The sequence below is a fragment of the Aquamicrobium lusatiense genome (assembly GCF_014201615.1).
In the GTDB taxonomy this organism is placed as follows: Bacteria; Pseudomonadota; Alphaproteobacteria; order Rhizobiales; family Rhizobiaceae; genus Mesorhizobium; species Mesorhizobium lusatiense.
Map to the genome: position 1 here is coordinate 959,160 of NZ_JACHEU010000001.1, position 23,444 is coordinate 982,603.

The following is a 23,444-nucleotide window of genomic DNA, read 5'->3' on the forward strand; positions in this document are numbered from 1 at the left end:
GGGTGCCGGGCGCCATCCGGCGTTCTCAGACGCAGATATACGCAGCGGACCGTGTTTTGACCGTCGGCAAGAAAAGCAACAAGCCCGAGCCCGGTGAAGTCATCGCCGTTCTGAAGCGCATCTTCGCTGAGAACGGTCGTGAGTATGTCGGGCACTACACCCTCACCGTCATCTGTCTGCTGATCTCGGCTGCCACCGCCGGTCTTGCCGCCTGGATCATGCAGCCGCTGGTCGACGAGATTTTCGTGGCGCAGCGCTATGATCTGGCGCCCGTGATCTGCGGTGGCATCATCGCCATCTTCCTCATCCGCGGTCTCGCCACCTACGGCTATTCGGTCACGCTGGCGAAGATCGGCAACAATGTCGTGGCGCGCTACCAGAAGCGGATATTCCAGCACCTGATGCGGCTCGGCGTCGATTTCTTCAGCGACACCCGCTCGGGCAGGCTGGCGGCGCGCATCAACGAGAATGTCGCCGGCATCCGCGATCTGATGAGCATGACGTTGCGCGCCGTTGCCGGCGATCTGGTCACGCTGATCGGCCTGATCGGGGTAATGGTCTGGCAGCAGCCTTATCTCGCGGCGTCGATCCTGATTATCGGCCCGCCGCTGGTGTGGGCGGTCAACTACATCATGCGCCGCGTCAGGAGCGTGACGCGCGAATCCGTCAACATCAATTCGCATCTGATCGGTGCCATGCAGGAAGCCGTTCAGGGCATCGCCGTGGTCAAGGCCTTCACCATGGAGGATCAGCTTTCGGCACGTATCAGCCAGTTGGTGGATCAGGCGGAAGGCCGCTACAACAAGATCGCCCGCGTTTCGGAGCGTCTCGGCCCGATCACCGAAAGCCTTGCCGGCTTCGCTGTGGCAAGCGTCATCGGCTATGCGTCCTACAAGGCCTCCACAACCAATCACCCGCCGGGCGATGTGCTGGCCTTCATCACCGCATTGCTTCTGGCCTATGATCCTGCGCGCCGGCTGGCGCGCACGCAGGTCAATGTCGAGCGCGCTCTGGTCAATGCGCGCATGATCTATGAAATCCTCGACCTTGAGCCCAGACAGGGCGATGCGCCCGACGCGGCGACGCTTTCGGTCCGGCAGGGCGAGGTCCGCTTCGAGGATGTGTCGTTCTCCTATGCGGCCGGGCAGCCCGTGCTGCATGGGGTGAGCTTCACCGCCGCACCGGGCAGAACCACGGCCATCGTCGGCGCTTCGGGGGCCGGCAAGTCCACGCTGGTGGCGTTGCTGCAGCGTTTCTACGATGTGGACGGCGGTGCGATCACCATCGACGGACAGGACGTGGCCGCCGTGACCAAGCAGTCGCTGCGCCGGTCGATCGCCTATGTCTCGCAGCAGCCCTATCTGTTCGAGGGCTCGATCCGTGACAACATCCGCTATGGCCGTCCGGACGCCACCGATGCGGAAATCGAGCTGGCCGCACGGCTTGCCGCGGCCGACGACTTCATCCGCCAGCAGCCGCAGGGCTATGACACAGAGATCGGCGAGAATGGCGCGACCCTTTCCGGCGGCCAGCGCCAGCGCGTGTCGATCGCGCGCGCCATGGTGCGCAATGCGCCGATCCTGCTGCTCGACGAGGCGACATCCGCGCTCGACAATGAATCCGAAGCGCGTGTGCAGCAGGCGCTGAACGAGGCTATGCGCGGCCGCACCACCATCGTGATCGCCCACAGGCTGTCGACCGTGGTGAATGCCGACCATATCGTCGTGCTCGATCAGGGCAGGGTGGTTGAGCAGGGCACCCACAAGGGGCTGATGGCTGATCCGGGCAGTGTCTACGCCCGCTTCTTCCGCTATCAGGGCGATAACGGTCTTGGTCTTGTCGGGGACGCGGCTGACACGGACCGCACCGAACTGGAAGTAAAGGGAAGCGACATATGAGCGATATGGGTCTGGTCGTCGTCGGCGCAGCCGGCCGCATGGGTCTGGCGCTGGTGCGCGCCGTTCATGAGACCGCTGGCGCGCGCGTCGTTGCGGCCATCGAGCGGCCGGGTTCGGAAGCGATCGGCAAGAACATTGGCGAGCTGGCGGGCCTTGGCCCCAGCGGCGTGAAAGTCAGCGACGATCCGCTGGCAGCCTTCGCGAAGGCCGACGGCGTGCTCGATTTTACGGTGCCGGCCGCCAGCGTGGAATTCGCCGGCTATGCCGCGCAGGCGCGCATCGTGCATGTGCTCGGCACCACAGGCTTTTCGGCGGATGACAACGCCCGCATTGAAGCTGCGGCGCGCCACGCCACTATCGTCAAGTCCGGCAATATGAGCCTCGGCGTCAATCTGCTGGCGGTGCTGGTGGAACAGGCGGCGCGTGCGCTGGCTGCCGGGGATTTCGATATCGAGATTCTGGAAATGCATCATCGCCACAAGGTCGATGCGCCTTCCGGCACGGCTCTGCTGCTGGGCGAGGCTGCTGCCGCCGGACGCGGCATTCCGCTCTCCGGCAACGATGTGCGGGTGCGCGATGGCCATACCGGTCCCCGCGACACCGGCAGCATCGGTTTTGCCTCGCTGCGCGGCGGTTCTGTGCCGGGCGATCATTCGGTGATCCTCGCCGGCAATGGCGAGACGATCACCCTTTCCCATCACGCGCAGGATCGGGCGATCTTCGCGCGCGGTGCGGTGAAGGCGGCATTGTGGGCGCGCGGCAGGAAGCCCGGCCTCTATTCGATGCGCGACGTGCTCGGCCTCTGAGCCGGGCCGTTTCGCGGCAACGCAACTGTTAAGGAGCAAACATGTCCGGAACCCTCGTGCTCGTGCGTCATGGCCAGAGCGAATGGAACCTGAAGAACCTGTTCACCGGCTGGCGCGACGTCGATCTGACCGATCAGGGCCATGGCGAGGCGCGCGCTGCCGGACAGAAGCTGAAGGAGCGCGGGCTGAAGTTCGACATCGCCTTCACCTCCGATCTGCAGCGCGCCCAGAAGACCTGCCAGCACATTCTCGACGCTGTCGGCCAGAGCGATCTGGAGACGGTGCGCAACCAGGCGCTTAACGAGCGCGACTATGGCGATCTCGCCGGCCTCAACAAGGACGATGCCCGCGACAAGTGGGGCGAGGATCAGGTGCATGTGTGGCGCCGCTCCTACGATGTTCCCCCTCCCGGCGGCGAGAGCCTGAAGGATACCGGCGCGCGCGTGTGGCCCTACTATCTGCACGACATGCAGCCGCATGTGCTGCGCGGTGAGACGGTTCTGGTCGCCGCCCACGGCAATTCGCTGCGCGCCCTTATCATGGCGCTGGACGGGCTGACGGGCGAAGAGGTGGTGAAGGTGGAGCTGGGCACAGGCGTGCCGATCATCTACCGCCTGAACGCCGATTCCACCGTGGCGTCTAAAGAGATTCTCGACCGCTGAAAGCAGCCTTGCTGAAGCAATGAACCGAGGCGCGGCCGGCGAAACTGAAACATCGCCGGTCGCTCTTTTTTGCGAGTGAGGCGCGTCACGAGTGGCGGGCGATCACAAAGAGGCGCGACCATTAGTCGTGAGAAGTCCAGAAAATGTCCTGAGAGGGGAACAGTGGTGCCCAGGGACGGAATTGAACCGCCGACACTGCGATTTTCAGTCGCATGCTCTACCAACTGAGCTACCTGGGCCGATCTCGGCAGGGCATGGAAACTCTGCGAGAGCGCGTGGGTTATAGCACGAGATTCTCGGCTGTCCAGCCGCCTTGAGGCTATTTGCTGCCTCTTTTCTTCGCTTTGTCGCCCTGCCTGTCGATTTCTGCATGACGTGTCACATCGGGATGCCTCCAACATGCTGGAATAAAAGCAGAAAATGCCTACGCCGCAGTCTTCCGGCCCTTGAAAAGCCGCTATTGGAGGTCAGCTTTTCGGCCATGTGCATGGAAACTTTCATACGAATGACGAGGCTTGCCGGCAAAGCACGGCAGATAGCCCGGGGCGAAGCGACTGAATCCTGACGGCCGCGCTCTTTTCGCACCGGGACAAGCCTGAAAGCGGCTCATTTCCCGCAGCGCCTTGCGTTGCTCAGAAGGAGCGTTTCCATGATTTCCATTCAGAACGACCCCGTTTGCAGAGGCTGCAACCGTGATCTGCCGCGCGCGGCATCGCGCTGTCCGTGGTGCTTTACGCCGGTCCCATACGGGGCAGGCGGGCCGCGCAGGCCCGTCCATCATGTGCCGCCGATGAGGTGGTGAGGCGGCCGCCTCAGCCCTTCTTCTCGAAATGGCCGCCGAAGGCCAGCCGCATGGCGGAGAGCAGTTTTTCCGCATAGACCGAATGGCCCTGCGAGGCGAAGCGGCTGTAGAGGGCCGACGACAGCACCGGCGTTGGCACGCCGGTGTCGATGGCGGCCTTCACCGTCCAGCGCCCTTCGCCGGAATCCGAGACGCGCCCGCCGAACTGCGACAGTTCGGAATCGCCGGCCAGCGCATCGGCCGTCAGGTCGAGCAGCCATGAGCTGATGACGCTGCCGTGACGCCACACTTCCGCGACCTGCCCGACATCGATGTCGAACTGATAATATTGCGGTTCGGAAAGCGGGCTGGTTTCGGCGTCTGCGCTGCGTTCCTGCTTGCCGGCATTGGCGGCCTTCAGGATGTTGAAGCCCTCGGCATAGGCGGCCATCATGCCGTATTCAATGCCGTTATGGACCATCTTGACGAAGTGACCGGCACCGCTCGGGCCGCAATGCAGATAGCCGCGCGCAGCGGTTCCGGGCGCACTGTCGTCGCCGCCAGGGGCGAGCGTGGCGAAGACGGGATCGAGCTGACGCACCGATTCATCCGGTCCGCCGATCATCAGGCAATAGCCGCGCTCCAACCCGTGCACGCCGCCGCTGGTGCCGACATCGACGAAGCTGATCTGTTGCGCCGCGAGGCGCGCGGCAAGGTCCACCGCGTCGCGGTAGTTGGAGTTGCCGCCGTCGATGATGGTGTCGCCGGGCTCCATGAGGGCGGCGAGTTGCTCCACCACGCCACCGGTGATGGCAGCCGGCAGCATCAGCCAGATGTGGCGGGGCTTGTCGAGCTTTGCGACCAGCTCCTCCATGGAGGAAGCGCCAACAGCCCCTTCGCTTGCAAGCGCCGCGACGCTCTTGGGGTCGATGTCGTGGACGACGCATTCATGACCCGCGTGCATCAGCCGGCGCACCATGTTGCCGCCCATACGGCCGAGGCCCATCATTCCGATCTGCATGACCAGCATCCTTTGGCAATGCCGCCGGCGAAACTGTGCCGGGGCCAGATTTGACTCCCGAACCCCCTGCTTATTTGCGTCGCATCGCCTCTGCAAGGGCGGCGCCGAATGCGCCCTGCTGGGGTGCGCCTTGCCCGCTCCGGTCGGATTTGGGTTTGGCGGCGGAATGGGAGCCGCGCCGACCCGTATTGTCTCGGGCATCGTCATTGTGACGCCGCTCCTGCTGCGGGGCTCCGCCATCCTTGCGCATGGAAAGCGCGATGCGCTTGCGCTTCACATCCACCTCGACGACGCGCACCTTCACCACGTCGCCCGCCTTCACCACTTCATGCGCATCCTTGATGAAGCGATCGGCAAGCTGCGAGACATGCACCAGACCATCCTGATGTACGCCGATGTCGACGAAGGCGCCGAAGGCCGCGACATTGGTGACGGTGCCTTCCAGCAGCATGCCGGGCTTCAGGTCCTTGATGTCGTCGACGCCCTCGGCGAAAGTCGCGGTGCGGAAGCTGGGTCGGGGGTCGCGGCCGGGTTTCTCCAGTTCGGAAATGATGTCGCGCACAGTTGGCAGGCCGAAGCGCTCGTCGGCAAAGACGCGCGGGTCGAGCGCCTTCAGGGCAGCACTATCGCCCATCAGCGCGCGCACATCGCGGCCGCAGGCCGCCACGATCTTCTTGGCAACATCATAGGCTTCCGGGTGAACGGCCGAAGCGTCGAGCGGCTCGGAACCGTCCGGAATGCGCAGGAAGCCGGCGCATTGCTCGAAGGCGCGGGGGCCAAGGCGCGCCACCTTCAGCAACTCCTTGCGGGTGGCGAAGGGCCCGTTGAGATTGCGGTGCAGCACGATCGCTTCCGCCAGCGAGGTGCCGAGGCCCGACACCCGCGCCAGCAGCGGGGCCGACGCCGTGTTGAGATCGACGCCGACCGCGTTCACGGCATCCTCGACCACGGCGTCCAGCGCCTTTGCCAGCCGGAACTGGTCGACATCGTGCTGGTATTGGCCGACGCCGATGGATTTTGGCTCGATCTTGACCAGTTCCGCCAACGGGTCCTGCAAGCGGCGCGCAATCGAAACAGCGCCGCGCAGCGACACGTCGAGATCGGGAAATTCGGCGGCAGCCGTCTGCGATGCCGAATAAACGGAAGCACCGGCTTCCGAGACGATGACCTTGGTGGGCTTCGATGCCGTGCCGGAAGCTGGCATATCGGACAGCATGTCGGCAACCAGCCGCTCCGTCTCGCGGCTGGCGGTGCCGTTGCCTATGGCGATCAGCTCCACGCCGTGCTTGCGGATCAGCGACGACAGTTCGGCCTGCGCGCCGCGCAGATCGTTGCGCGGCTGGAACGGATAGACCGTGCTGGTGGCGAGCACCTTGCCGGTGCCGTCGACCACCGCGACCTTCACGCCTGTGCGGATGCCCGGATCGAGGCCCATGGTCGCGCGCGAGCCGGCGGGGGCTGCCAGCAGGAGATCCTTGAGGTTGCGGCCGAAGACGTGGATCGCCGCGTCCTCGGCCCGCTCACGCAGATCGCGCATCAGGTCCAGCGACAGGTGCAGCGAAAGCTTCACCCGCCACGTCCAGCCGGCGACTTCCGCCAGCCAGACATCGCCCGGAAGCGTGCGGCCTATGGCATATGCGTCGCAGATCATGCGCACGGTGGGCCGCATCGGCGAGGTGTCGTCGGCATCGACTTCTATGTCGAGCGACAGGACGTCCTCGTTGCGGCCGCGCAGCATGGCGAGCGCCCGGTGGCTGGGCACGCCGGACCAGCGCTCAAAATGATCGAAATAGTCGGAGAATTTCGCGCCATCTTCCTGCTTGCCGTCCACCACGCGGGACCGCAGCACGGCGCGTTCATGCATGTATCCGCGCAACCGGCCGACGAGATCGGCATTCTCCGAAAACTGCTCGGCGATAATGTCGCGCGCGCCTTCGAGAGCGGCCTTCACCTCCGCCACCTCGTCGGCGATGTAGGCGGCGGCCAGATCGGCCGGCACGGCGGCGCGGTCGGCAAGGATCGCTTCCGCCAGCGGGCCAAGGCCGCGCTCGCGGGCGATCTCTGCCTTGGTGCGGCGCTTCGGCTTGTAGGGAAGATAGATGTCCTCAAGCTCGGCCTTGGTGGCGGCACCCGCGATCTTGCCTTCAAGCTCGGGCGTCAGCTTTCCCTGCTCGCGGATCGACGACAGGATGGTGTCGCGCCGTGCATCCATCTCGCGCAGATAGGCAAGTCGCTCCGAAAGCGTGCGCAGTTGCGTGTCGTCCAGCCCGCCGGTCGCTTCCTTGCGGTAGCGGGCAACGAAGGGCACCGTGGCCCCATCGTCCAGCAGCGTGATCGCGGCGGCGGCCTGATCGGGCCGTGCGTTGATCTCGGCGGAAATGATCGCTGCGATGCGCTTGATGTCGGTCTTCATGCCTGTCCCGGAATCGTTGATGGGCCGCGACCATAGAGCATCTGCGGCAAGGGTGGGAACCGGTTTCGGGACAAAACCATGCGTATAACGAATGCTAGTTGAGATAGAGGATGGAGGCGTTGAGCAGGGTGGCGAACCCTGTCCACAGCGCATAGGGCGCGAACATGAGGGCCGAGGGCCTGTCATCGGCGCGGACCGTTTCGATGAACCACAGGATCATGGCGAGAAGCAGGATAATGATGACGAGCGCCGCCGCCGTGGCATGCATGGCGAAGAACACCGGCGACCAGGCGAAATTCAGCGCCATCTGGGCAAGCCACAGCCTCATTGCGCTGCCGGACGCATTACGCTGCCATGTGCGCCAGCCGACGATTGCGATCAGGATGTAGAGAATCGTCCATACTGGAGCGAACAGCCAGTTCGGCGGATTGAAAGACGGCTTGGCAAGCCCTGCATACCAGTCGCCGGGCGGCGTCGCGATGCCGATGAACATGCCGATGCCGACTACGGCAACGAGGAAAACACCAAGCGACAGATATTTGTTCACGGTCGGCCCCTGAGATGGCAGGCAATGGCGCCTGCCACATCAAACTGGGGCGCAGGCCGCAACGATCAAGTGCGGCGCAGGGCGCAGAAGTAAAAGCCGTCGGTTCCGGTGCGGGCCGGCGACAGGGAAATGTCCGTGCCGATGCTTGCGCGGTCCTCATGGCCGGGGAAATGCCGGTTCCACAGCTTCGCATGGTCCTCCGGAGCGAAGCCGGGTGTGCGGTCCAGAAAGGCTTGCACCTGCTCGCCGTTCTCCTGCCTGAACACCGAGCAGGTGACATAGGCGAGCAGTCCGCCGGGCTTCACATAGGCGGCGGCTATGTCGAGGATTTCGGCCTGTTCGGCGATGCGCTGGTCGAGCTGCTGGCGCGTGAGCCGCCATTTGGTGTCCGGCCGCCGCCGCCATGTGCCGGAGCCGGTGCAGGGCGCATCGACCAGCACGATGTCCATGCGCCCTTCCAGCGGGGCAAGCTCACTTGCTCCGGCGGCCAGCTGGATGTTGCGGCTTCCGGCGCGCTTCATGCGCTCCACGATCGGTGCGAGACGGGGTTTCAGCGCATCATGGGCGAAGACCTGGCCCTGATTGCGCATGGCGGCCGAAAGGGCGAGGGACTTGCCGCCGGCGCCCGCGCAATAGTCCAGCACCTGCATGCCGGGGCGCGCGCCCGCCAGTTCAGAAACGATCTGCGAGCCCTCGTCCTGCACCTCGAAGAGCCCTTCGGCGAAGGCCTCGCCGGACTGCACGTTCGGATGCCGGCCGCTGCCTTCGATCGGGGCAATGCGGATGCCATGCGGTGCGATTTCGGTGGCGGTCGCGCCGGTGGCGGCGAGTGCGGTGAGAACGGTGTCGCGGTTCCCCTTGAGCAGGTTGGCGCGCAGGTCGAGCGGCGGGCGACGGGCGAGCGCTGCCGCTTCGTCGGTCCAGTTTTCGCCGAAAGCCTGTTGCATCAGGGGTGCGCACCAGTCCGGGCAGTCGGCGCGCACCTCGTCGGGCATATCGGCGGAAAGTCTTTCGCGCAGGATTCGCAACTCGGCATCATCCAGCGGCGGGGGAGCGAATTTGTCGCCATCCAGCATGGCGTTGATGCCCTCCGGCGTCTCGCCCCATTCCAGCAGAACCGCGCCGATGGCGAGCGCACGCGGGCTGGCATCATCGAACAGCCATGCGGCGGAGCGGCTGCGCCTCAGCGCGTCATAGACGATGTTGCCGATGGCTGCGCGGTCGCCGCCCCCGGCGAAGCGGTGGGCGATGCCCCAGTCGCGCAGCGCATCCGCGGCCGGCCTTTGCCGTCCCTCGATGTCCGCCAGCACTTCCATGGCTGCCGCCAGCCTTCCGCCCATGCGCATGTGATGTTCGATCCGTTCGTGAAGCTCACACAGGGTCTAAGCTGCCGGATGCAGCGGCACAACCCTTGGCCGTCCGGAACCTTGCCGCACGCAAAGGCCGGACACAAAAGCCAGCGACAAAGAAAGAGCCGCGGGGTGGGACCCCGCGGCTCTTGTCCTGCAAATGCGTGCTTTTATTCAGCCGCGCTCAGCGTGTCGGCCTCGTAGCCATGGGCTTCCTTCAGGGCCTTGCGCACACCGGCCGCATAGTCGGGATGCACTTTGTGGAAGTGGCCGAGCTGGCGCTCGACGATGTGACCCGGCACGCCGCCCATGGCGGCGGCGATGTTGCTGAACAGGCGGCTTTTCTGGCCGTCGTCGAACAGGTTGAACAGGGCGCGCACCTGCACGTAGTCGTCATTGCCGACACGGTGGTCGAAGCGCGCCATGTCGCCCTCGATCTTCAGCGGCGGTTCCTTGGCCGAGGCGTCCTCGAACGGGCCGTTGAAGGAATTCGGTTCGTAGTATGCGTCCGGATTGCCGGTGCGGATGCCGCCATAGGTGTTCATCTGGCCGTCGCGATGGTAGTGATGCACCGGGCATTTCGGCTGGTTGACCGGAATGTTCTCGTAATGGGTGCCCAGCCTGTAGCGGTGGGCATCCGCATAGGAGAAGATGCGGGCCTGCAGCATCTTGTCCGGCGAATAGGAAATGCCGGGCACGATGTTGGACGGCGAGAAGGCCGCCTGCTCGATCTCTGCGAAATAGTTGTCCGGGTTGCGGTTCAGTTCCATGATGCCGACGTCGATCGGCGGGAACTCGCCATGCGGCCACACCTTGGTGATGTCGAAGGGATTGTAGGACGTCCTTTCGGCCTCTTCCTCCGTCATGATCTGCACCTGCAGCTTCCAGCGGGGATAGTCGCCTTTCTCGATCTTGCCGAACAGCGCTTCCTGATAGCTTTCGCGGGTGCGGCCGATGATCTGCTCGGCTTCCGTGTTGGTGTGGTGCCTGTGGCCCTGCTGGGTCTTGAAGTGGAACTTCACCCAGACGCGCTTGCCGGCGGCGTTGATCAGCGAATAGGTGTGCGAGCCGTAGCCGTTCATGAAGGTCGGGTCGACGGGCAGGCCGCGATCCGACATCAGGATGGTTACCTGATGCAGGCTTTCCGGGGACAGCGACCAGAAGTCCCACATGGCGGTGGCGGAGCGCATGTTGGTGCGCGGATGGCGCTTCTGCGTGTGGATGAAATCCGGGAACTTGTAGGCATCGCGCACGAAGAACACCGGCGTGTTGTTGCCGACCAGATCCCAGTTGCCTTCCGGCGTATAGAACTTCAGGGCAAAACCGCGCACGTCGCGCTCATGGTCGGCCGCGCCCATCTCGCCGGCAACGGTCGAGAAGCGGGCGAGCATCGGTGTCACCGCACCCGGCTGCAGTGCTGCGGCCTTGGTGTATTTCGAGATGTCGCCGGTGATGGTCAGGGTGCCGAAGGCGCCCCAGCCCTTGGCGTGGACGGCGCGCTCGGGGATCCGCTCGCGGTTCTGGTGGGCCAGCTTCTCGATGAGCTGGTAGTCCTGCAGCATGACGCCGCCGCGCTCGCCGGCGGTGATCGAGTTCTGATTGTCGGGCACCGGCGCGCCGGCGGTGGTGGTCAGCGTGGGTCGATCAGACATGGTTCCTCCTGTTTCGATCTGCCTTCGTGAAAATCGGGCGGCGATCCGGACGATGATCGTCGGCTTCTTCACCGCCATGACAACGAACCGGAAAAGGCTGTGCGCCGGCCCGTGTCTGTTTAGAACTCTTCTAACAACACTTTTCCCATGCCCTCACGATAATTTCCAATTGTATTTCCAACTATCTTCGATAAGATTTTCTTATCATGCTTACGCTCCGCCAGATGCGCTATTTCGAGGCGCTTGCATCCGTCCTTCACTTTGGCCGTGCTGCCGAACTCGTTCATGTCAGCCAGCCGGCGCTGTCGTCGCAGATCCGGGAGATGGAGGCTTTTCTCGGTGTCACGCTGGTCGAGCGCAACCGCGGCAACATTTTGCTCACCCGCAAGGGCGAGGAAGTGCTGGAACATGTGCGCGGCGTGCTGGCCGGCGTCGAGCGGCTCGAACAGGCGGTCCGTCGCGGCGGAGGGCTGCTCGACGGTCCCGTCCGCTTCGGCATCATTCCGACAGTCGCGCCCTATCTCGTGCCGAAGCTGGTGCCGCATCTGCGCAGCGCCTATCCCGCCATCGAGGTTGAGCTGAAGGAGGCCGTGACCGACCGGCTGATTGCCGATCTGGCCGAGGGCCGGCTGGATGTGGTGGTGGCAGCCCTGCCGATCGATCATGATGGCATCGCCACCCGGCCGGTGTTTCGCGACCGCTTCTTCATGGCGACCGCCACGAATGACAGCGACGTGCTGATGTCGCCGCTGACGGAAGCGCAGGTCGACACCGGGCGCCTGCTGCTTCTGGAGGAGGGCCATTGCCTGCGCGACCAGGCGCTGGCCGTATGCGGCATGGCCGGCAGGCGCAGCCTCGTCAATTTCGGCGCCACCTCCATGGCCACGCTGCTGCAGATGGTGTCGCACGGCATGGGCATGACCCTGATCCCGGAGATCGCCGTGCCGGCCGAGACGGCCCGCAACGACATCCGCATCGTGCCCTTTGCCGAACCGCAGCCGTCGCGCGAGATCGGCCTTGCATGGCGGCGCAATGGCGCGGGCGAGGATGAGATCGAGGCGCTGGCGCAGGCGGTTGGAGCCTGTGTTGCCGCGTGACGAATCAGTCTGGTTCGGTCACGCTTTTGCGGCCGGTCAGATTTTCGATGATGATGCGATAGAAGACATGTGGCGTCGGGTTCTCGTCGGCGGGCTTGAGGCCGCCGGGCTCCCACCAGTTGGCGTGCTGGCTGAGCAGCGACCACGCATGGTCGCGTGCATGCTTCCAGCCCATCCGGTCGGGCAGTTCCTCAAACTTGCCATCGACAATCACGCTGCGCCATTCGCCGTGGCCTGCGAATTCATCCACCTGAAGGCAGACGCGCGGATTGGTGCGCATCCACTCGATCTTCTTTCCGGTCAGCGAAAAGCCGTAAAGATAATTTCCGTCGGACGCGAAAGTTACCGGCACCACATATGGCTGGCCGTCAAGGCAGCAGGCCAGACGCCCGAGCCGCTGTGAGGACAGCAGGCCCAGGCATTCGGATCGGTTCATTTCGGTGATGATTACAGGCATTTTCCTTTCACCCCGAATTTGACGCGAAATTTTCCCGCCTCAGCGCACCACCAGAACGGGCACCTTGGCTTTGGCCACCACCTCGGCGGTCTGGCTTCCCAGCATAACCCGGTTCATGCCCGTTCGGCCATGGGAAGACATCACGATCAGGCTGCATCCCTTCTGCTCGGCGATCTCGCAAAGCGCGCCTGCCACCAGTCGCCACGGTATATGTACGGTCTCGATCGGGATGCCGAGCGCCTCGGCCTTGCGGCGGATCGGTTCAAGAATGCGCTGGGCTATGCGGGCCTGCGATTCGTCGAAGGCCGCGATCTCGGTTTCGCTGGGCGCCCACAATTCCGAGGCGAAGGCGAACTGGCCGCCGAGCGGCTCCGTCACGGTGACCGCCGTCACCTTGCTGCCGTGCTTCTTCGCCAGCGTCAGTCCGTGGTCGACGCCTGCCTGCGCGGCCTCCGAGCCGTCGCTGGAAATCAGAATGTGCTCGTACATCGCCATAACCCCCGAACTGCTTCCATGATCAGCGAACCACCCTATGCCGCAGTGCACAAGCCGCATCTTGTCGCGGGTTCATGGCGCGTCTGCAATCCGTTCGTAGCGGGTGAGGCTGGCATAGCGCTTGCGGGGCCCGGCAACGCGCCAGAACTCGATGAAGCAGTCGAGGCTGCGAAACAGGAAGCGGCCTTCGTAAAGGTCGTCGCCGCAATGATGAACCACGCGCTGATCGGGCGCAAGGCCAAGCCGGATGAAGTCCGATCCGCCCGCAAAGCGCACATCGGCGCCCGTATCGTCCATGGCGAGCAGATAGAGGCGTTTCGATTCCATCACGCCGCGGCTGCTGTGAAGCTCGCCCGTCTCGGTAAAGCTATCCGCACCGATGCGTGCCTGCCCTGTGAAGGCAAGGTGTGTCTGACCCAGATGATCGACCAGCCTGCGCCGCACCTGCCAAAGCCCCATGAAAGAACTCGCCCGCACAGCCTCAGGTACGGCGTGCGGCAGATCTGGTTGGTGCGAGGTAAGTGTCTCGAAGGGCATATCACATGCACCATGGCCGCGAGTGCGGCCCGCAGCAAGCCCGAAAAGAAGCCGTCAATAGTTCCCGTAAGGCGATCGTTCGGAAAAATCGAACGTTACGATACAAATAATGCGTTGGATCGCTCATGTAGGAAATGTCATTCCTCATATGACAGGAAATGGAGAATGCATTGTCTGCAAGCGAGAACCTTCTGCCGGGCTCGATAGCCGCCGCCCCAAACGCCAGACGTTTCGGTGGAATCTGGCCCGGTCTGGTGCTGGTCGGCGTGATTACCGGAGCCGGCTATTCGCTGCGTGAAATGCCGGGTCTCGTCATCTTCAGCCCCATGATTCTGGCCGTCATCATCGGCATGCTGTTCGCCAACACGGTGGGCGTTGCCGCCAATACGAAGGAAGGCATCCGTTTCAGCCAGAAGACATTGCTGCGTCTGGCCATCGTTCTGCTGGGCTTCCAGCTGACCGTCGATCAGGCCGCTTCGATCGGCATCGCCGGCTTCGGCATCGTTGCGGTGACGCTGGCCGCGACCTTCCTGTTCACCATGGCGGTGGCGCGCCTGCTTGGCGTCGAGCGCAGGCTTGCCCAGCTTATCGCCGCCGGCACCTCAATCTGCGGCGCCTCGGCGATCGTGGCTGCCAATACCGTCACCAATGCGCGCGACGAGGATGTTGCTTACGCGGTGGCGTCCATCACGCTGTTCGGCACCGTTGCCATGCTGGCCTATCCGCTGCTGGGCGCGCTGGCCGGTCTCGACCAGAACGCCTTCGGCCTTTGGGCCGGCGCCTCCATCCATGAGGTGGCGCAGGTAATCGGCGCTTCGTTCCAGTATGGGCCGCAGGCCGGTGAAGCGGGAACCGTAGCCAAGCTTACCCGTGTCGCGCTTCTGGCGCCGATGGTTTTCGCCATGGGCTTTGCCGCCCGTCGGCCAAAGGGAGGCGAGGCCGGTGCAGGCGAGGCAGGCGGACGCGCGCCGATGCCCTGGTTCGTGCTGGGCTTCATCGCCGTGGTTGTGTGGAACAGCTTTGTCGGCATCCCGGATGCGCTGCGCCCGCATGTCGCCTTCATCGCCACGCTGATGCTCACCATGGGGCTGGCCGCCATGGGCCTGAACGCCAATGTATCGGAGATCAGGTCGCGCGGCCTGCGGCCGCTTCTGCTTGCGCTTTCCGCGTTTGTGTTTATCGCTGGCTTCAGTCTGGTATTGGTGAAGCTTCTGGTCTGAGAACAAGGCGATGACGCTCGAGCAGTTGCGCATTTTCGTTGCCGTCGCCGAGCGCGAGCATGTGACGCGGGCCGCCGCCGATCTCAATCTCACCCAGTCGGCCACGAGTGCTGCCGTCTCGGCGCTGGAAGCGCGCTATGCGACAAAGCTGTTCGACCGGGTCGGGCGGCGCATCGCGCTGACCGATGCCGGCCGCACCTTCCTCGCCGAGGCGAAAGCCGTGCTCGCGCGTGCCGCCAGCGCCGAACTGGTGCTGGCCGATCTGGCCGGGCTCAAGGTCGGCTCACTGCGCCTCGCCGCCAGCCAGACCGTCGGCAACTACTGGCTTCCGGGTATCATTCATGCGTTTCGTTCCGCCTATCCCGGTCTGGCGGTGGACATGACCATGGGCAACACCGAGACGGTGGCGGCCATGGTGCGCAAGGGCGAGGCCAATATCGGCTTTGTTGAAGGCGAGGTGGATGCCCACGCGCTGGGCGTGATGCCGGTGGCCGATGACGACATGGCGCTGGTGGTTGCACCTTCGCATCCCTGGGCGACTGCGAAAAACGGAAATGCGCTGGACCTCAGGTCCTCGCCCTGGGTGATGCGCGAGCACGGATCCGGCACCCGCTCCATACTGGAGGCGATGCTGGCGGCGCATGGCCACGGCCTCTCCGATGTTTCAATCAGCCTTGTGCTGCCCACCAACGAGTCGGTGCGCGTGGCCGTGGAATCGGGGGCTGGTGCGACGGTCATGTCGCGGCTGGTGGTGTCGAATGCGCTGAAGGCGGGGCGGCTGGTCGCGGTGGACTATCCGGTGCCGCGCCGCAAGTTCTTCATGCTTCGCCACAGCCAGCATCACGAGACGGCAGCCGAACGCGAATTCGTCCGGCTGGTGAGCGAAAGCTGAAGGCCTGAAAATCAGTGCGTGCGGCGGCGGTAGATCCACAGCCGTGCCGGCGGGATATTGCGCAGGATGAAATCGAAATGCTCGACCGTGTAGTCGCCACGGCCGGGCGGTATCGGTGACATCGGGCCGTAGGTGATCTGCACCACGGGCCGGCCTTCCGGCATGCGCGACAAAAGACCGTCGAGATATTCCACACGCCGCGGAACCGGGAAGTTGAGCAGCGGCACGCCGGAGATCACGGCGTCGAAAGTGAGATCGGCATCCTTGCCGAGCGTGGTGTCGAGATTGAAGGCGTCGCCCTCGATCACGTTCACGCCGGGAAAATTGTTGCGCAGATGGCGCGCGAAATCGGCGGAATATTCGACCGCGTAGAGGTTCTCCGGCTTCACGCCATGGCGCAGGATCGCCTTGGTGATGACGCCGGTGCCGGGGCCGAGTTCCAGAACCGGAAGACCGGACCCGAGATCGATGACCGAGGCCATGCGTCTCGCGGTAACGGAACTGGTGGGAACGATCGCACCGACCGCCTTTGGCTTGTCTATCCAGCCCTTGAAGAACTTGAGTTCGTCGTCGAACTTTGCCGCAAGCGTCTTGCGCAGTCCGGTTCCCTTAGCCATGCAAATCTCCTGCGCTCCCCATGGTGGTACTTAGCATCTGATGAGCCCGGTTCAAGAAAAATCCGGGCCTGTTTGCTGATTGCGTCAGGAAAAGGCGGTTGCGGAACAGCCTTTATTTTTCAGCGAAGGACTCGAAGAAATCCTTCATGCGGCTGAAGAAACCGCTCGATTGCGGCGAATTTTCCTGGCTGGAAAGCTGCTCGAATTCTTCCAACAATTCGCGCTGGCGTTTGGTGAGATTCTGCGGCGTCTCCACGGCAGTCTGAATGTAGAGATCGCCCACCTGCGTCTGGCGCAGCACCGGCATGCCCTTGCCCTTGAGACGGAACTGGCGGCCGTTCTGGGTGCCTTCGGGCACTTTCACGCGCGTCTGACTGCCATCGAGCGTCGTGACTTCGAAGGAGCCGCCGAGCGCTGCCGTCGTCATGGAGATCGGCACCTTGCAATAAAGGTCGGCGCCGTCGCGCTGGAAGAACTCGTGCGGTTTCACCGACAGGAAGATGTAGAGATCGCCGGATGGGCCGCCGCGTAGCCCCGCTTCGCCTTCGCCGGCGAGCCGGATGCGGGTGCCATCCTCGATGCCGGCCGGAATGTTGACCGACAGCGCGCGCTCCTCGGTGATGCGTCCTTGCCCGGCGCACTTTCCGCACGGGTCCTTGATGGTCTGGCCGCGTCCGTGACACTGAGGGCAGGTGCGCTCAATGGAGAAGAAGCCCTGCGATGCGCGCACCTTGCCGTGGCCGCCGCACATGGTGCAGGTGACCGGCTGGGTGCCGGGCTTCGCGCCGGAGCCCGAGCATTCGTCGCAGGACATTGAGGCCGGTACATGAATTTGCGCCGTCTTGCCTGTGAAGGCTTCCTCAAGCGAGATTTCCATGTTGTAGCGCAGGTCCGCGCCGCGCTCGCGCCCACCGGACGAACGCCGCCGCCCGCCACCCATCATCTCGCCGAAAATGTCCTCGAAGATGTCGGCAAAGCCGCCGGCCGCAAACCCGCCACCGCCATTCATGCCGCCATTCTCGAAGGCCGCATGGCCGAAACGGTCATAGGCGGCCCGCTTCTGCGGGTCCTTGAGGCATTCATAGGCCTCGTTGATTTCCTTGAATTTATGCTCGCAGGCGTCATCGCCCGGATTGCGGTCGGGATGAAACTGCATGGCGAGCTTGCGGAACGCGCTCTTCAGTTCCTTGTCGTCCGCACTGCGGCTGACGCCCAGCGTCTCGTAGAAATCAACCTTCATTTAAAGCCTGTCCTGGTTCTTCTGCCCGATGGCTCCAAATCGCCGAAACGGCAATGATGTCGCTCGGCGCGACCAAGGTCGCTGTTCCCGGCATATTTCCGGCCCCTCACGCGCCTGCCGCGCGTGAAACCGGCACTCTGCTCTTCTTTTGCGGCCTTCGATTTAGGTATTTCACCGCCCTGATGCCAGAGCCGGCAAAGATATGGCCGCGTTTTTAAGCTGACAGTTGCAGAAAAGCCCGGCCGGAACCGGGCTTTTCCTGTTTTTGTCGCAGATCAGGCCGACTTCTTGCCGTCGTCGTCCTCGTCGATCTCCTCGAAGTCGGCGTCGACCACATCGCCGTCCTTGGCGGCATCCGCCTTGGCGTCGGCTTCGGCGGCTTCCTTCTGCGAGGCCTCGTACATGGCCTGCCCGAGCTTCATGGAAACCTCGGCCAGCGTCTGGGTCTTCGCCTCGATGTCGGCAGGATCGTCACCTTCGGTGGCGGTCTTCAGCGCAGTGATGGCCTCCGAGATGGCGGTGCGGTCTGCTTCCGAAACCTTGTCGCCGTAATCCTTCAGCGACTTCTCGCTGGAGTGGATGAGCGACTCGGCCTGGTTGCGGGCCTCGACCAGCGCCTTGCGCTGCTTGTCGGCTTCGGCGTTGGCCTCGGCGTCCTTCACCATCTTCTCGATATCGGCATCGCTCAGGCCACCGGAGGCCTGAATGCGGATCTGGTGCTCCTTGCCGGTGCCCTTGTCCTTGGCCGAAACGTTGACGATGCCGTTGGCGTCGATGTCGAAAGTGACCTCGATCTGCGGCACGCCACGCGGTGCCGGCGGAATGCCGACCAGATCGAACTGGCCGAGCAGCTTGTTGTCGGCCGCCATTTCACGCTCGCCCTGGAAGACGCGGATCGTCACGGCGGACTGCGAGTCCTCGGCCGTCGAGAAGGTCTGGCTCTTCTTGGTCGGGATCGTCGTGTTGCGCTCGATGAGGCGCGTGAACACGCCGCCCAGCGTCTCGATGCCCAGCGACAGCGGGGTCACGTCGAGCAGCAGAACGTCCTTGACGTCGCCCTGAAGCACGCCGCCCTGGATCGCGGCACCCATGGCCACAACCTCATCGGGATTGACGCCCTTGTGCGGATCCTTGCCGAAGAACTGCTTCACGACTTCCTGAATCTTGGGCATGCGGGTCATGCCGCCGACCAGAACCACTTCGTCGATCTCGCCCGCCTTGAGGCCGGCATCCTTGAGGGCTGCCTTGCACGGCTCGATGGTGCGCTGGACGAGGTCGTCGACCAGGCTCTCGAACTTGGCGCGGGTCAGCTTCAGCGTCAGGTGCTTCGGGCCGCTGGCATCGGCGGTGATGAAGGGCAGGTTGATCTCGGTCTGCGTCGTGGACGACAGCTCGATCTTGGCCTTTTCGGCTGCTTCCTTCAGACGCTGCAGGGCGAGCTTGTCGTTGCGCAGATCGATGCCCTGCTCCTTCCTGAACTCGTCGGCCAGATACTCGACCAGACGCATGTCGAAGTCCTCGCCGCCGAGGAAGGTGTCGCCATTGGTCGACTTCACCTCGAACACGCCGTCGCCGATCTCCAGCACGGAGATGTCGAAGGTGCCGCCGCCAAGGTCGTAGACGGCGATGGTCTTGCCGTCGCGCTTGTCGAGGCCATAGGCGAGCGCGGCCGCGGTCGGCTCGTTGATGATGCGCAGCACTTCAAGGCCGGCGATCTTGCCGGCGTCCTTGGTGGCCTGACGCTGGGCGTCGTTGAAATAGGCGGGAACGGTGATGACGGCCTGCTCGACCTTTTCGCCGAGATAGGCTTCAGCCGTTTCCTTCATCTTCTGCAGGATCATGGCGGAGATCTGCGAAGGCGACTGCTTCTTGTCGCCGGCTTCGACCCATGCGTCGCCATTGTCGCCCTTGACGATGTGATAAGGGACGAGCTTCTTGTCCTTCTCGGTGACCGGGTCGTCGTAACGACGGCCGATGAGGCGCTTGACCGCGAAGACGGTGTTTTCGGGATTGGTGACAGCCTGGCGCTTGGCCGGCTGGCCCACAAGGCGTTCGCCGTCTGCCGTAAAGGCGACGATCGAAGGCGTGGTGCGCGCGCCTTCCGCGTTTTCGATCACCTTGGCGTCCTTGCCGTCCATGACGGCGACGCAGGAATTGGTGGTTCCGAGATCGATGCCGATTACTTTAGCCATTTACTCAGTCTCTCCTTCAAGCAGGCTTTCAAGGACCCTGTCAGGCGTTCCGGCGAAAGCCCCTGTTCACTTCATTTTCCCTACCAGTCCACTGACATGCAGCAGCCCCGTATGGAACTGCGGCGTATATAAGAACAGGCTTCGCAGCGTGCAAGCGTTCTGCGCGGGCTTGAGCGCGTCAGTTTGGAAGAGCGTGGCGAATAGGCGCGAAAAACACAAAAAATCGGGGTTTCTGGCTTATTTGAAGGGTTTGGGTCGGCCTGCGCATGGGAAAAATTTGACCTTGCGTGCCGGCCCGCATAGAGCAATGCGACCGGCACCGAAGCCGGCTTCACCAACAGGACCAACGACATGGCCGGAAACGACGCCCTCGATCTCAACCCGGAACTTCTCGCCGCCGCAGGAGAGAACAAAGCCTGGCCGTTCGAGGAAGCGAAAAAAATCATCGCCCGCTATGCCAAAACCGGCTTGCCGGAGACGATCCTGTTTGAAACCGGATATGGCCCCTCGGGCCTGCCGCACATCGGCACTTTCGGTGAAGTTGCCCGCACCACCATGGTGCGCCACGCCTTTCACATCCTCACCGAAGGCAAGGTGAAGACGCGGCTTCTCGTCTTCTCCGACGACATGGACGGCATGCGCAAGATTCCCGACAACGTGCCTGATCGCGCGTTTCTGGAACCCTATCTGCACATGCCTCTGACCTCGGTGCCCAATCCGTTCGGCGGCGACTACGCAAGCTTCGGCCATCACAACAATGCCATGCTGCGCCGTTTCCTCGATACGTTCGGCTTCGATTACGAGTTCGCCAGCGCGACCGAGTATTACAAGGCAGGCCGCTTCGATGAGGTGCTGCTGCGTGCTGCCGAGCGTTTCGACGACATCATGAAGGTGATGCTGCCGACGCTGGGCGAGGAACGCCAGGCGACCTACAGCCCCTTCCTGCCGATCTCGCCGAAGACCGGCCGCGTGCTCTATGTGCCGATGAAGCATGTCGATGCGAAAGCCGGCACCATCACCTTCGACGACGAGGACGGCACCGAGACCACGCTGCCGGTAACGGGCGGCGCGGTGAAGCTGCAGTGGAAGCCGGACTTCGGCATGCGCTGGGCGGCCCTGAACGTCGATTTCGAGATGTTCGGCAAGGATCACCAGACCAACGCGTCGATCTATGACCGCATCTGCGAGATCCTCGGCGGGCGCGCGCCGGAACATTTCGTCTATGAACTGTTCCTCGACGAGAACGGCCAGAAGATTTCCAAGTCGAAGGGCAATGGGCTGACTATCGACGAGTGGCTGACCTATGCGCCGACGGAAAGCCTCGCGCTCTACATGTTCCAGAAGCCGCGCGTGGCCAAGAAACTCTACTTCGACGTCATCCCGCGCGCCGTGGATGAGTACTACCAGTTCCTGTCGGCCTATCCGAAGCAGGACTGGAAGAACCGTCTCGGAAATCCGGTCTGGCACATCCACAGTGGCAATCCGCCGGCCATCGACCTGCCGGTGCCGTTCGCGCTGCTGCTCAATCTGGTCAGCGTCTCCAATGCCCAGAACAAGGACGTGCTGTGGGGCTTCATCTCGCGCTATGCTGAAGGCGTGACGCCGCAGACGCATCCTGAGCTGGATCGTCTGACCGGCTACGCCATCCGCTATTTCGACGATTTCGTGAAGCCGTCCAAGGTCTATCGCGCGCCCGACGAGGTGGAGCGCGATGCGCTGGCGAAGCTGTCGCAGGCGCTGGCTGACCTGCCCGAGGGCGCTGACGGCGAGGCGATCCAGAATGCGGCGCTCAATGTGGCGCGCGCCATCGAGCGCTATCAGGATCATGCCAAAAAGAGCCCCGAGGGCGGACCGGGCGTCTCGGTCGCCTTCTTCCAGATGATCTATCAGGTGCTGATCGGTCAGGAGCGCGGTCCGCGCTTCGGCTCCTTCGCAGCCCTCTACGGCATTGCCGAGACGCGCGAGCTTATCGGGAAGGCGCTGGAAGGTCGTCTGGCTGCATAGGCGGGATGGTTTCGGAGGGGCCGGGCAGTTCGATGATGCTGTCCGGCACCTTTGGAGGTTCCACGCTGCCCGAAGGTGGAGCCGGCGGCAGGCCCGAAAGGTCCGGCGCATGGCCATATATGCCCTTGCCGCTCTTTTGCGCTTTTTCGGCCGCCTGCGCATAGGGCCCGTCGGCGTCGGCCCGCGCCCAGCCATTGGCCACCAGCCATTCGCCGATGTCCTGCTTGCCCAGACGGCATCGGACGGTGAACGCGCCGCTGCCGGCTTCCTGTGGAATATCGCAGATCACCGCGCGGCCGCGCAGGAAGGCGCGAAACGCGGTCGTCGCGCGGGCGCCGCACGGCCATTGCCTGCCCTGATCGGTGCAGGTTTCTCCGGCGGCCACCAGATCGATGCCGGCAATCGTCACCGCGCGGTCCTGCGCCGAGATGCGCCCGGCCGCGCTTGCGACAGGCCGGAACAGCGTTGCGCCCTGCCATTCGGCGTTCGGCTTCGGTTTGGGCGGCACGGCCTGCGAAAGATCGCTCAGCGGCTCCCGCGGCGGTAGCCGCTCCAGCTCTGCCGGCTCCAGTTCGGGCGGAGCGATGATGTCCGGCTCGATCGGCCGCAGGGGGAGGGCAGGCTGCGGCTCCTGCGGCAGGGCCTCGGGAGCATCGGGTTCGCTGTCCTGCACGTCCTCGCCGAAAATGACATCGCCGATGTCCGTGTCGACCACGATTTCGCTTTCGGATGGTATTGCGGCGGATGGCTGCGAGTTCAGCGCCTGCCCGCCCGCAATGACCAGCATGCCCATGCCCAGAAGGCAGGTCACCGCAAATGCGGCATGCAGGGGCCGCATCACTACTGGCTCGCCCACACGATGCGCGCCACCCAGTCCACCTCCTCGACGGAAAGCTCGCGGTCGGCATGCGCGGGATTGAGCGAGACCAGTGAGATCGTCCGGGCCGTCTGGCGGCTGAGCACTTTTGCCATGACCTCGCCGGAGACCGTCTTGACCACGACACGGTCGCCCTTGCGCACGCTGGCGCCGGGCTCGACGATCAGCACGTCGCCGTCGCGATAGAGCGGCAGCATGGAATCGCCCTGAACCTTCAGTGCATAGGCGGGGCCGCCCGCGGGTGCCGGCAGCTCGATCAGGTCCCAGCCATGGCCCACGGGAAAGCCGGCATCATCGAAGAAGCCGCCTGCGCCGGCCTGCGCGAAGCCGACGAGCGGCACGGTCGGGCGCTGCAAGGGCAGGGCGTCGGCGAGCGCCTTCCTGCCATCGATGAGGGATATGAATTCATCCAGCGAGGAGCCCGTCGCCTCGATGATCTTGGCCAGCGATTCGGTCGACGGCCAGCGCGGGCGGCCGTCTGCGGACAGGCGCTTGGACTTGTTGAAGGCCGTGGAATCGAGCCCCGCGCGCCGCGCAAGGCCCGATACAGACAGGGAATGACGCTCGGCAAGCGCGTCTATGGCGGCCCATACGCGGTCATGCGAGAGCATGCGCCTCGAAGCTCCTGAACAGGAAAAAATACCTTTCGATTTTTATCCCCACCTCTCGGGCTTGTCCACCCGCGGG

General features: G+C 63.8%; 20 protein-coding genes and 1 tRNA gene. 7 read left to right on the forward strand and 14 right to left on the reverse strand.

The window, feature by feature from the left end; genetic code table 11:
• The first annotated feature begins 56 nt into the window (after positions 1-56).
• The 3 genes from HNR59_RS04625 to HNR59_RS04635 are packed head-to-tail and all read left to right on the forward strand — an operon-like array spanning position 57 to position 3,366.
• Positions 57-1,898 carry an ABC transporter ATP-binding protein gene (locus tag HNR59_RS04625; protein WP_183826613.1) on the forward strand — a complete coding sequence of 614 codons (1,842 nt, stop codon included), beginning with the start codon at positions 57-59 and terminating at the stop codon, positions 1,896-1,898.
• Positions 1,895-2,704: a 4-hydroxy-tetrahydrodipicolinate reductase gene (gene dapB, locus HNR59_RS04630; protein ID WP_183826616.1), complete on the forward strand. Its 810-nt coding sequence runs from the start codon at positions 1,895-1,897 to the stop codon at positions 2,702-2,704. Before HNR59_RS04625 ends, dapB begins: the two co-directional genes overlap by 4 nt.
• A gap of 41 nt (positions 2,705-2,745) precedes the next feature.
• The gene (locus tag HNR59_RS04635) at positions 2,746-3,366 is read left to right on the forward strand and encodes a 2,3-bisphosphoglycerate-dependent phosphoglycerate mutase (RefSeq protein ID WP_183826619.1); all 621 of its coding nucleotides are present in this window, start codon (positions 2,746-2,748) and stop codon (positions 3,364-3,366) included.
• 163 nt (positions 3,367-3,529) lie between these two features.
• On the opposite strand, the gene HNR59_RS04640 is transcribed toward HNR59_RS04635, so the two are convergent.
• The 6 genes from HNR59_RS04640 to katA form a co-directional block, all read right to left on the reverse strand.
• Positions 3,530-3,605, reverse strand: a tRNA-Phe gene (locus HNR59_RS04640).
• A gap of 573 nt (positions 3,606-4,178) precedes the next feature.
• Positions 4,179-5,264, reverse strand: coding sequence for a phosphogluconate dehydrogenase (NAD(+)-dependent, decarboxylating) (gnd, locus tag HNR59_RS04645; protein ID WP_246374493.1), 1,086 nt, complete (start codon positions 5,262-5,264; stop codon positions 4,179-4,181).
• Positions 5,239-7,581, reverse strand: a complete 2,343-nt coding sequence (locus tag HNR59_RS04650; RefSeq protein WP_246374494.1) for a Tex family protein — start codon at positions 7,579-7,581, stop codon at positions 5,239-5,241. The genes gnd and HNR59_RS04650 overlap by 26 nt, the downstream gene beginning before the upstream one ends.
• 94 nt (positions 7,582-7,675) lie before the next feature.
• On the reverse strand, positions 7,676-8,128 hold the full coding sequence (locus tag HNR59_RS04655) for a tryptophan-rich sensory protein (protein WP_183826622.1): 453 nt from the start codon (positions 8,126-8,128) through the stop codon (positions 7,676-7,678).
• Positions 8,129-8,193: 65 nt separating this feature from the next.
• On the reverse strand, positions 8,194-9,474 hold the full coding sequence (locus HNR59_RS04660; protein ID WP_183826625.1) for an RsmB/NOP family class I SAM-dependent RNA methyltransferase: 1,281 nt from the start codon (positions 9,472-9,474) through the stop codon (positions 8,194-8,196).
• A gap of 173 nt (positions 9,475-9,647) precedes the next feature.
• Positions 9,648-11,129, reverse strand: coding sequence for a catalase KatA (katA, locus tag HNR59_RS04665; protein WP_183826627.1), 1,482 nt, complete (start codon positions 11,127-11,129; stop codon positions 9,648-9,650).
• Positions 11,130-11,335: 206 nt separating this feature from the next.
• On the opposite strand from katA, the gene HNR59_RS04670 reads away from it, so the two are divergent.
• On the forward strand, positions 11,336-12,226 hold the full coding sequence (locus tag HNR59_RS04670; protein WP_183826630.1) for a hydrogen peroxide-inducible genes activator: 891 nt from the start codon (positions 11,336-11,338) through the stop codon (positions 12,224-12,226).
• 4 nt (positions 12,227-12,230) lie between these two features.
• On the opposite strand, the gene HNR59_RS04675 is transcribed toward HNR59_RS04670, so the two are convergent.
• The 3 genes from HNR59_RS04675 to HNR59_RS04685 form a co-directional block, all read right to left on the reverse strand.
• Positions 12,231-12,683 carry a pyridoxamine 5'-phosphate oxidase family protein gene (locus tag HNR59_RS04675; protein WP_183826632.1) on the reverse strand — a complete coding sequence of 151 codons (453 nt, stop codon included), beginning with the start codon at positions 12,681-12,683 and terminating at the stop codon, positions 12,231-12,233.
• Positions 12,684-12,722: 39 nt separating this feature from the next.
• Positions 12,723-13,172, reverse strand: coding sequence for a universal stress protein (locus tag HNR59_RS04680; protein WP_183826635.1), 450 nt, complete (start codon positions 13,170-13,172; stop codon positions 12,723-12,725).
• A 78-nt stretch (positions 13,173-13,250) separates the two neighbouring features.
• On the reverse strand, positions 13,251-13,637 hold the full coding sequence (locus HNR59_RS04685; RefSeq protein ID WP_183826638.1) for a DUF6314 family protein: 387 nt from the start codon (positions 13,635-13,637) through the stop codon (positions 13,251-13,253).
• A 248-nt stretch (positions 13,638-13,885) separates the two neighbouring features.
• Here HNR59_RS04685 and HNR59_RS04690 point away from each other — a divergent pair, with 248 nt between their 5' ends.
• Together HNR59_RS04690 and HNR59_RS04695 are read left to right on the forward strand one after the other, a co-directional pair.
• Entirely contained in the window at positions 13,886-14,935 is a 1,050-nt protein-coding gene (locus HNR59_RS04690; protein WP_246374496.1) for a YeiH family protein, read from the forward strand.
• Positions 14,936-14,945: 10 nt separating this feature from the next.
• Positions 14,946-15,827, forward strand: coding sequence for a LysR family transcriptional regulator (locus tag HNR59_RS04695; protein WP_183826644.1), 882 nt, complete (start codon positions 14,946-14,948; stop codon positions 15,825-15,827).
• A gap of 11 nt (positions 15,828-15,838) precedes the next feature.
• Here the strand turns inward: HNR59_RS04695 and pmtA are convergent, their stop codons facing one another.
• The 3 genes from pmtA to dnaK form a co-directional block, all read right to left on the reverse strand.
• The gene (pmtA, locus tag HNR59_RS04700; RefSeq protein WP_183826648.1) at positions 15,839-16,444 is read right to left on the reverse strand and encodes a phospholipid N-methyltransferase PmtA; all 606 of its coding nucleotides are present in this window, start codon (positions 16,442-16,444) and stop codon (positions 15,839-15,841) included.
• Positions 16,445-16,556: 112 nt separating this feature from the next.
• Complete coding sequence (gene dnaJ / locus HNR59_RS04705; RefSeq protein ID WP_183826651.1) at positions 16,557-17,684, reverse strand: molecular chaperone DnaJ; 1,128 nt, start codon at positions 17,682-17,684, stop codon at positions 16,557-16,559.
• 275 nt (positions 17,685-17,959) lie between these two features.
• A complete protein-coding gene (gene dnaK / locus HNR59_RS04710; protein WP_183826655.1) occupies positions 17,960-19,876 on the reverse strand; it encodes a molecular chaperone DnaK in 1,917 nt (638 codons plus the stop codon).
• A 351-nt stretch (positions 19,877-20,227) separates the two neighbouring features.
• On the opposite strand from dnaK, the gene HNR59_RS04715 reads away from it, so the two are divergent.
• Positions 20,228-21,880 carry a lysine--tRNA ligase gene (locus HNR59_RS04715; RefSeq protein ID WP_183826658.1) on the forward strand — a complete coding sequence of 551 codons (1,653 nt, stop codon included), beginning with the start codon at positions 20,228-20,230 and terminating at the stop codon, positions 21,878-21,880.
• Here the strand turns inward: HNR59_RS04715 and HNR59_RS04720 are convergent.
• Together HNR59_RS04720 and HNR59_RS04725 are read right to left on the reverse strand one after the other, a co-directional pair.
• On the reverse strand, positions 21,843-22,718 hold the full coding sequence (locus tag HNR59_RS04720) for a thermonuclease family protein (RefSeq protein ID WP_425488654.1): 876 nt from the start codon (positions 22,716-22,718) through the stop codon (positions 21,843-21,845). The two genes, HNR59_RS04715 and HNR59_RS04720, sit on opposite strands and share 38 nt — an antisense overlap.
• A gap of 2 nt (positions 22,719-22,720) precedes the next feature.
• Positions 22,721-23,368 (reverse strand): S24 family peptidase, encoded by a 648-nt coding sequence (locus HNR59_RS04725; protein ID WP_183826664.1) that lies wholly within the window; start codon positions 23,366-23,368, stop codon positions 22,721-22,723.
• Positions 23,369-23,444 lie beyond the last annotated feature (76 nt).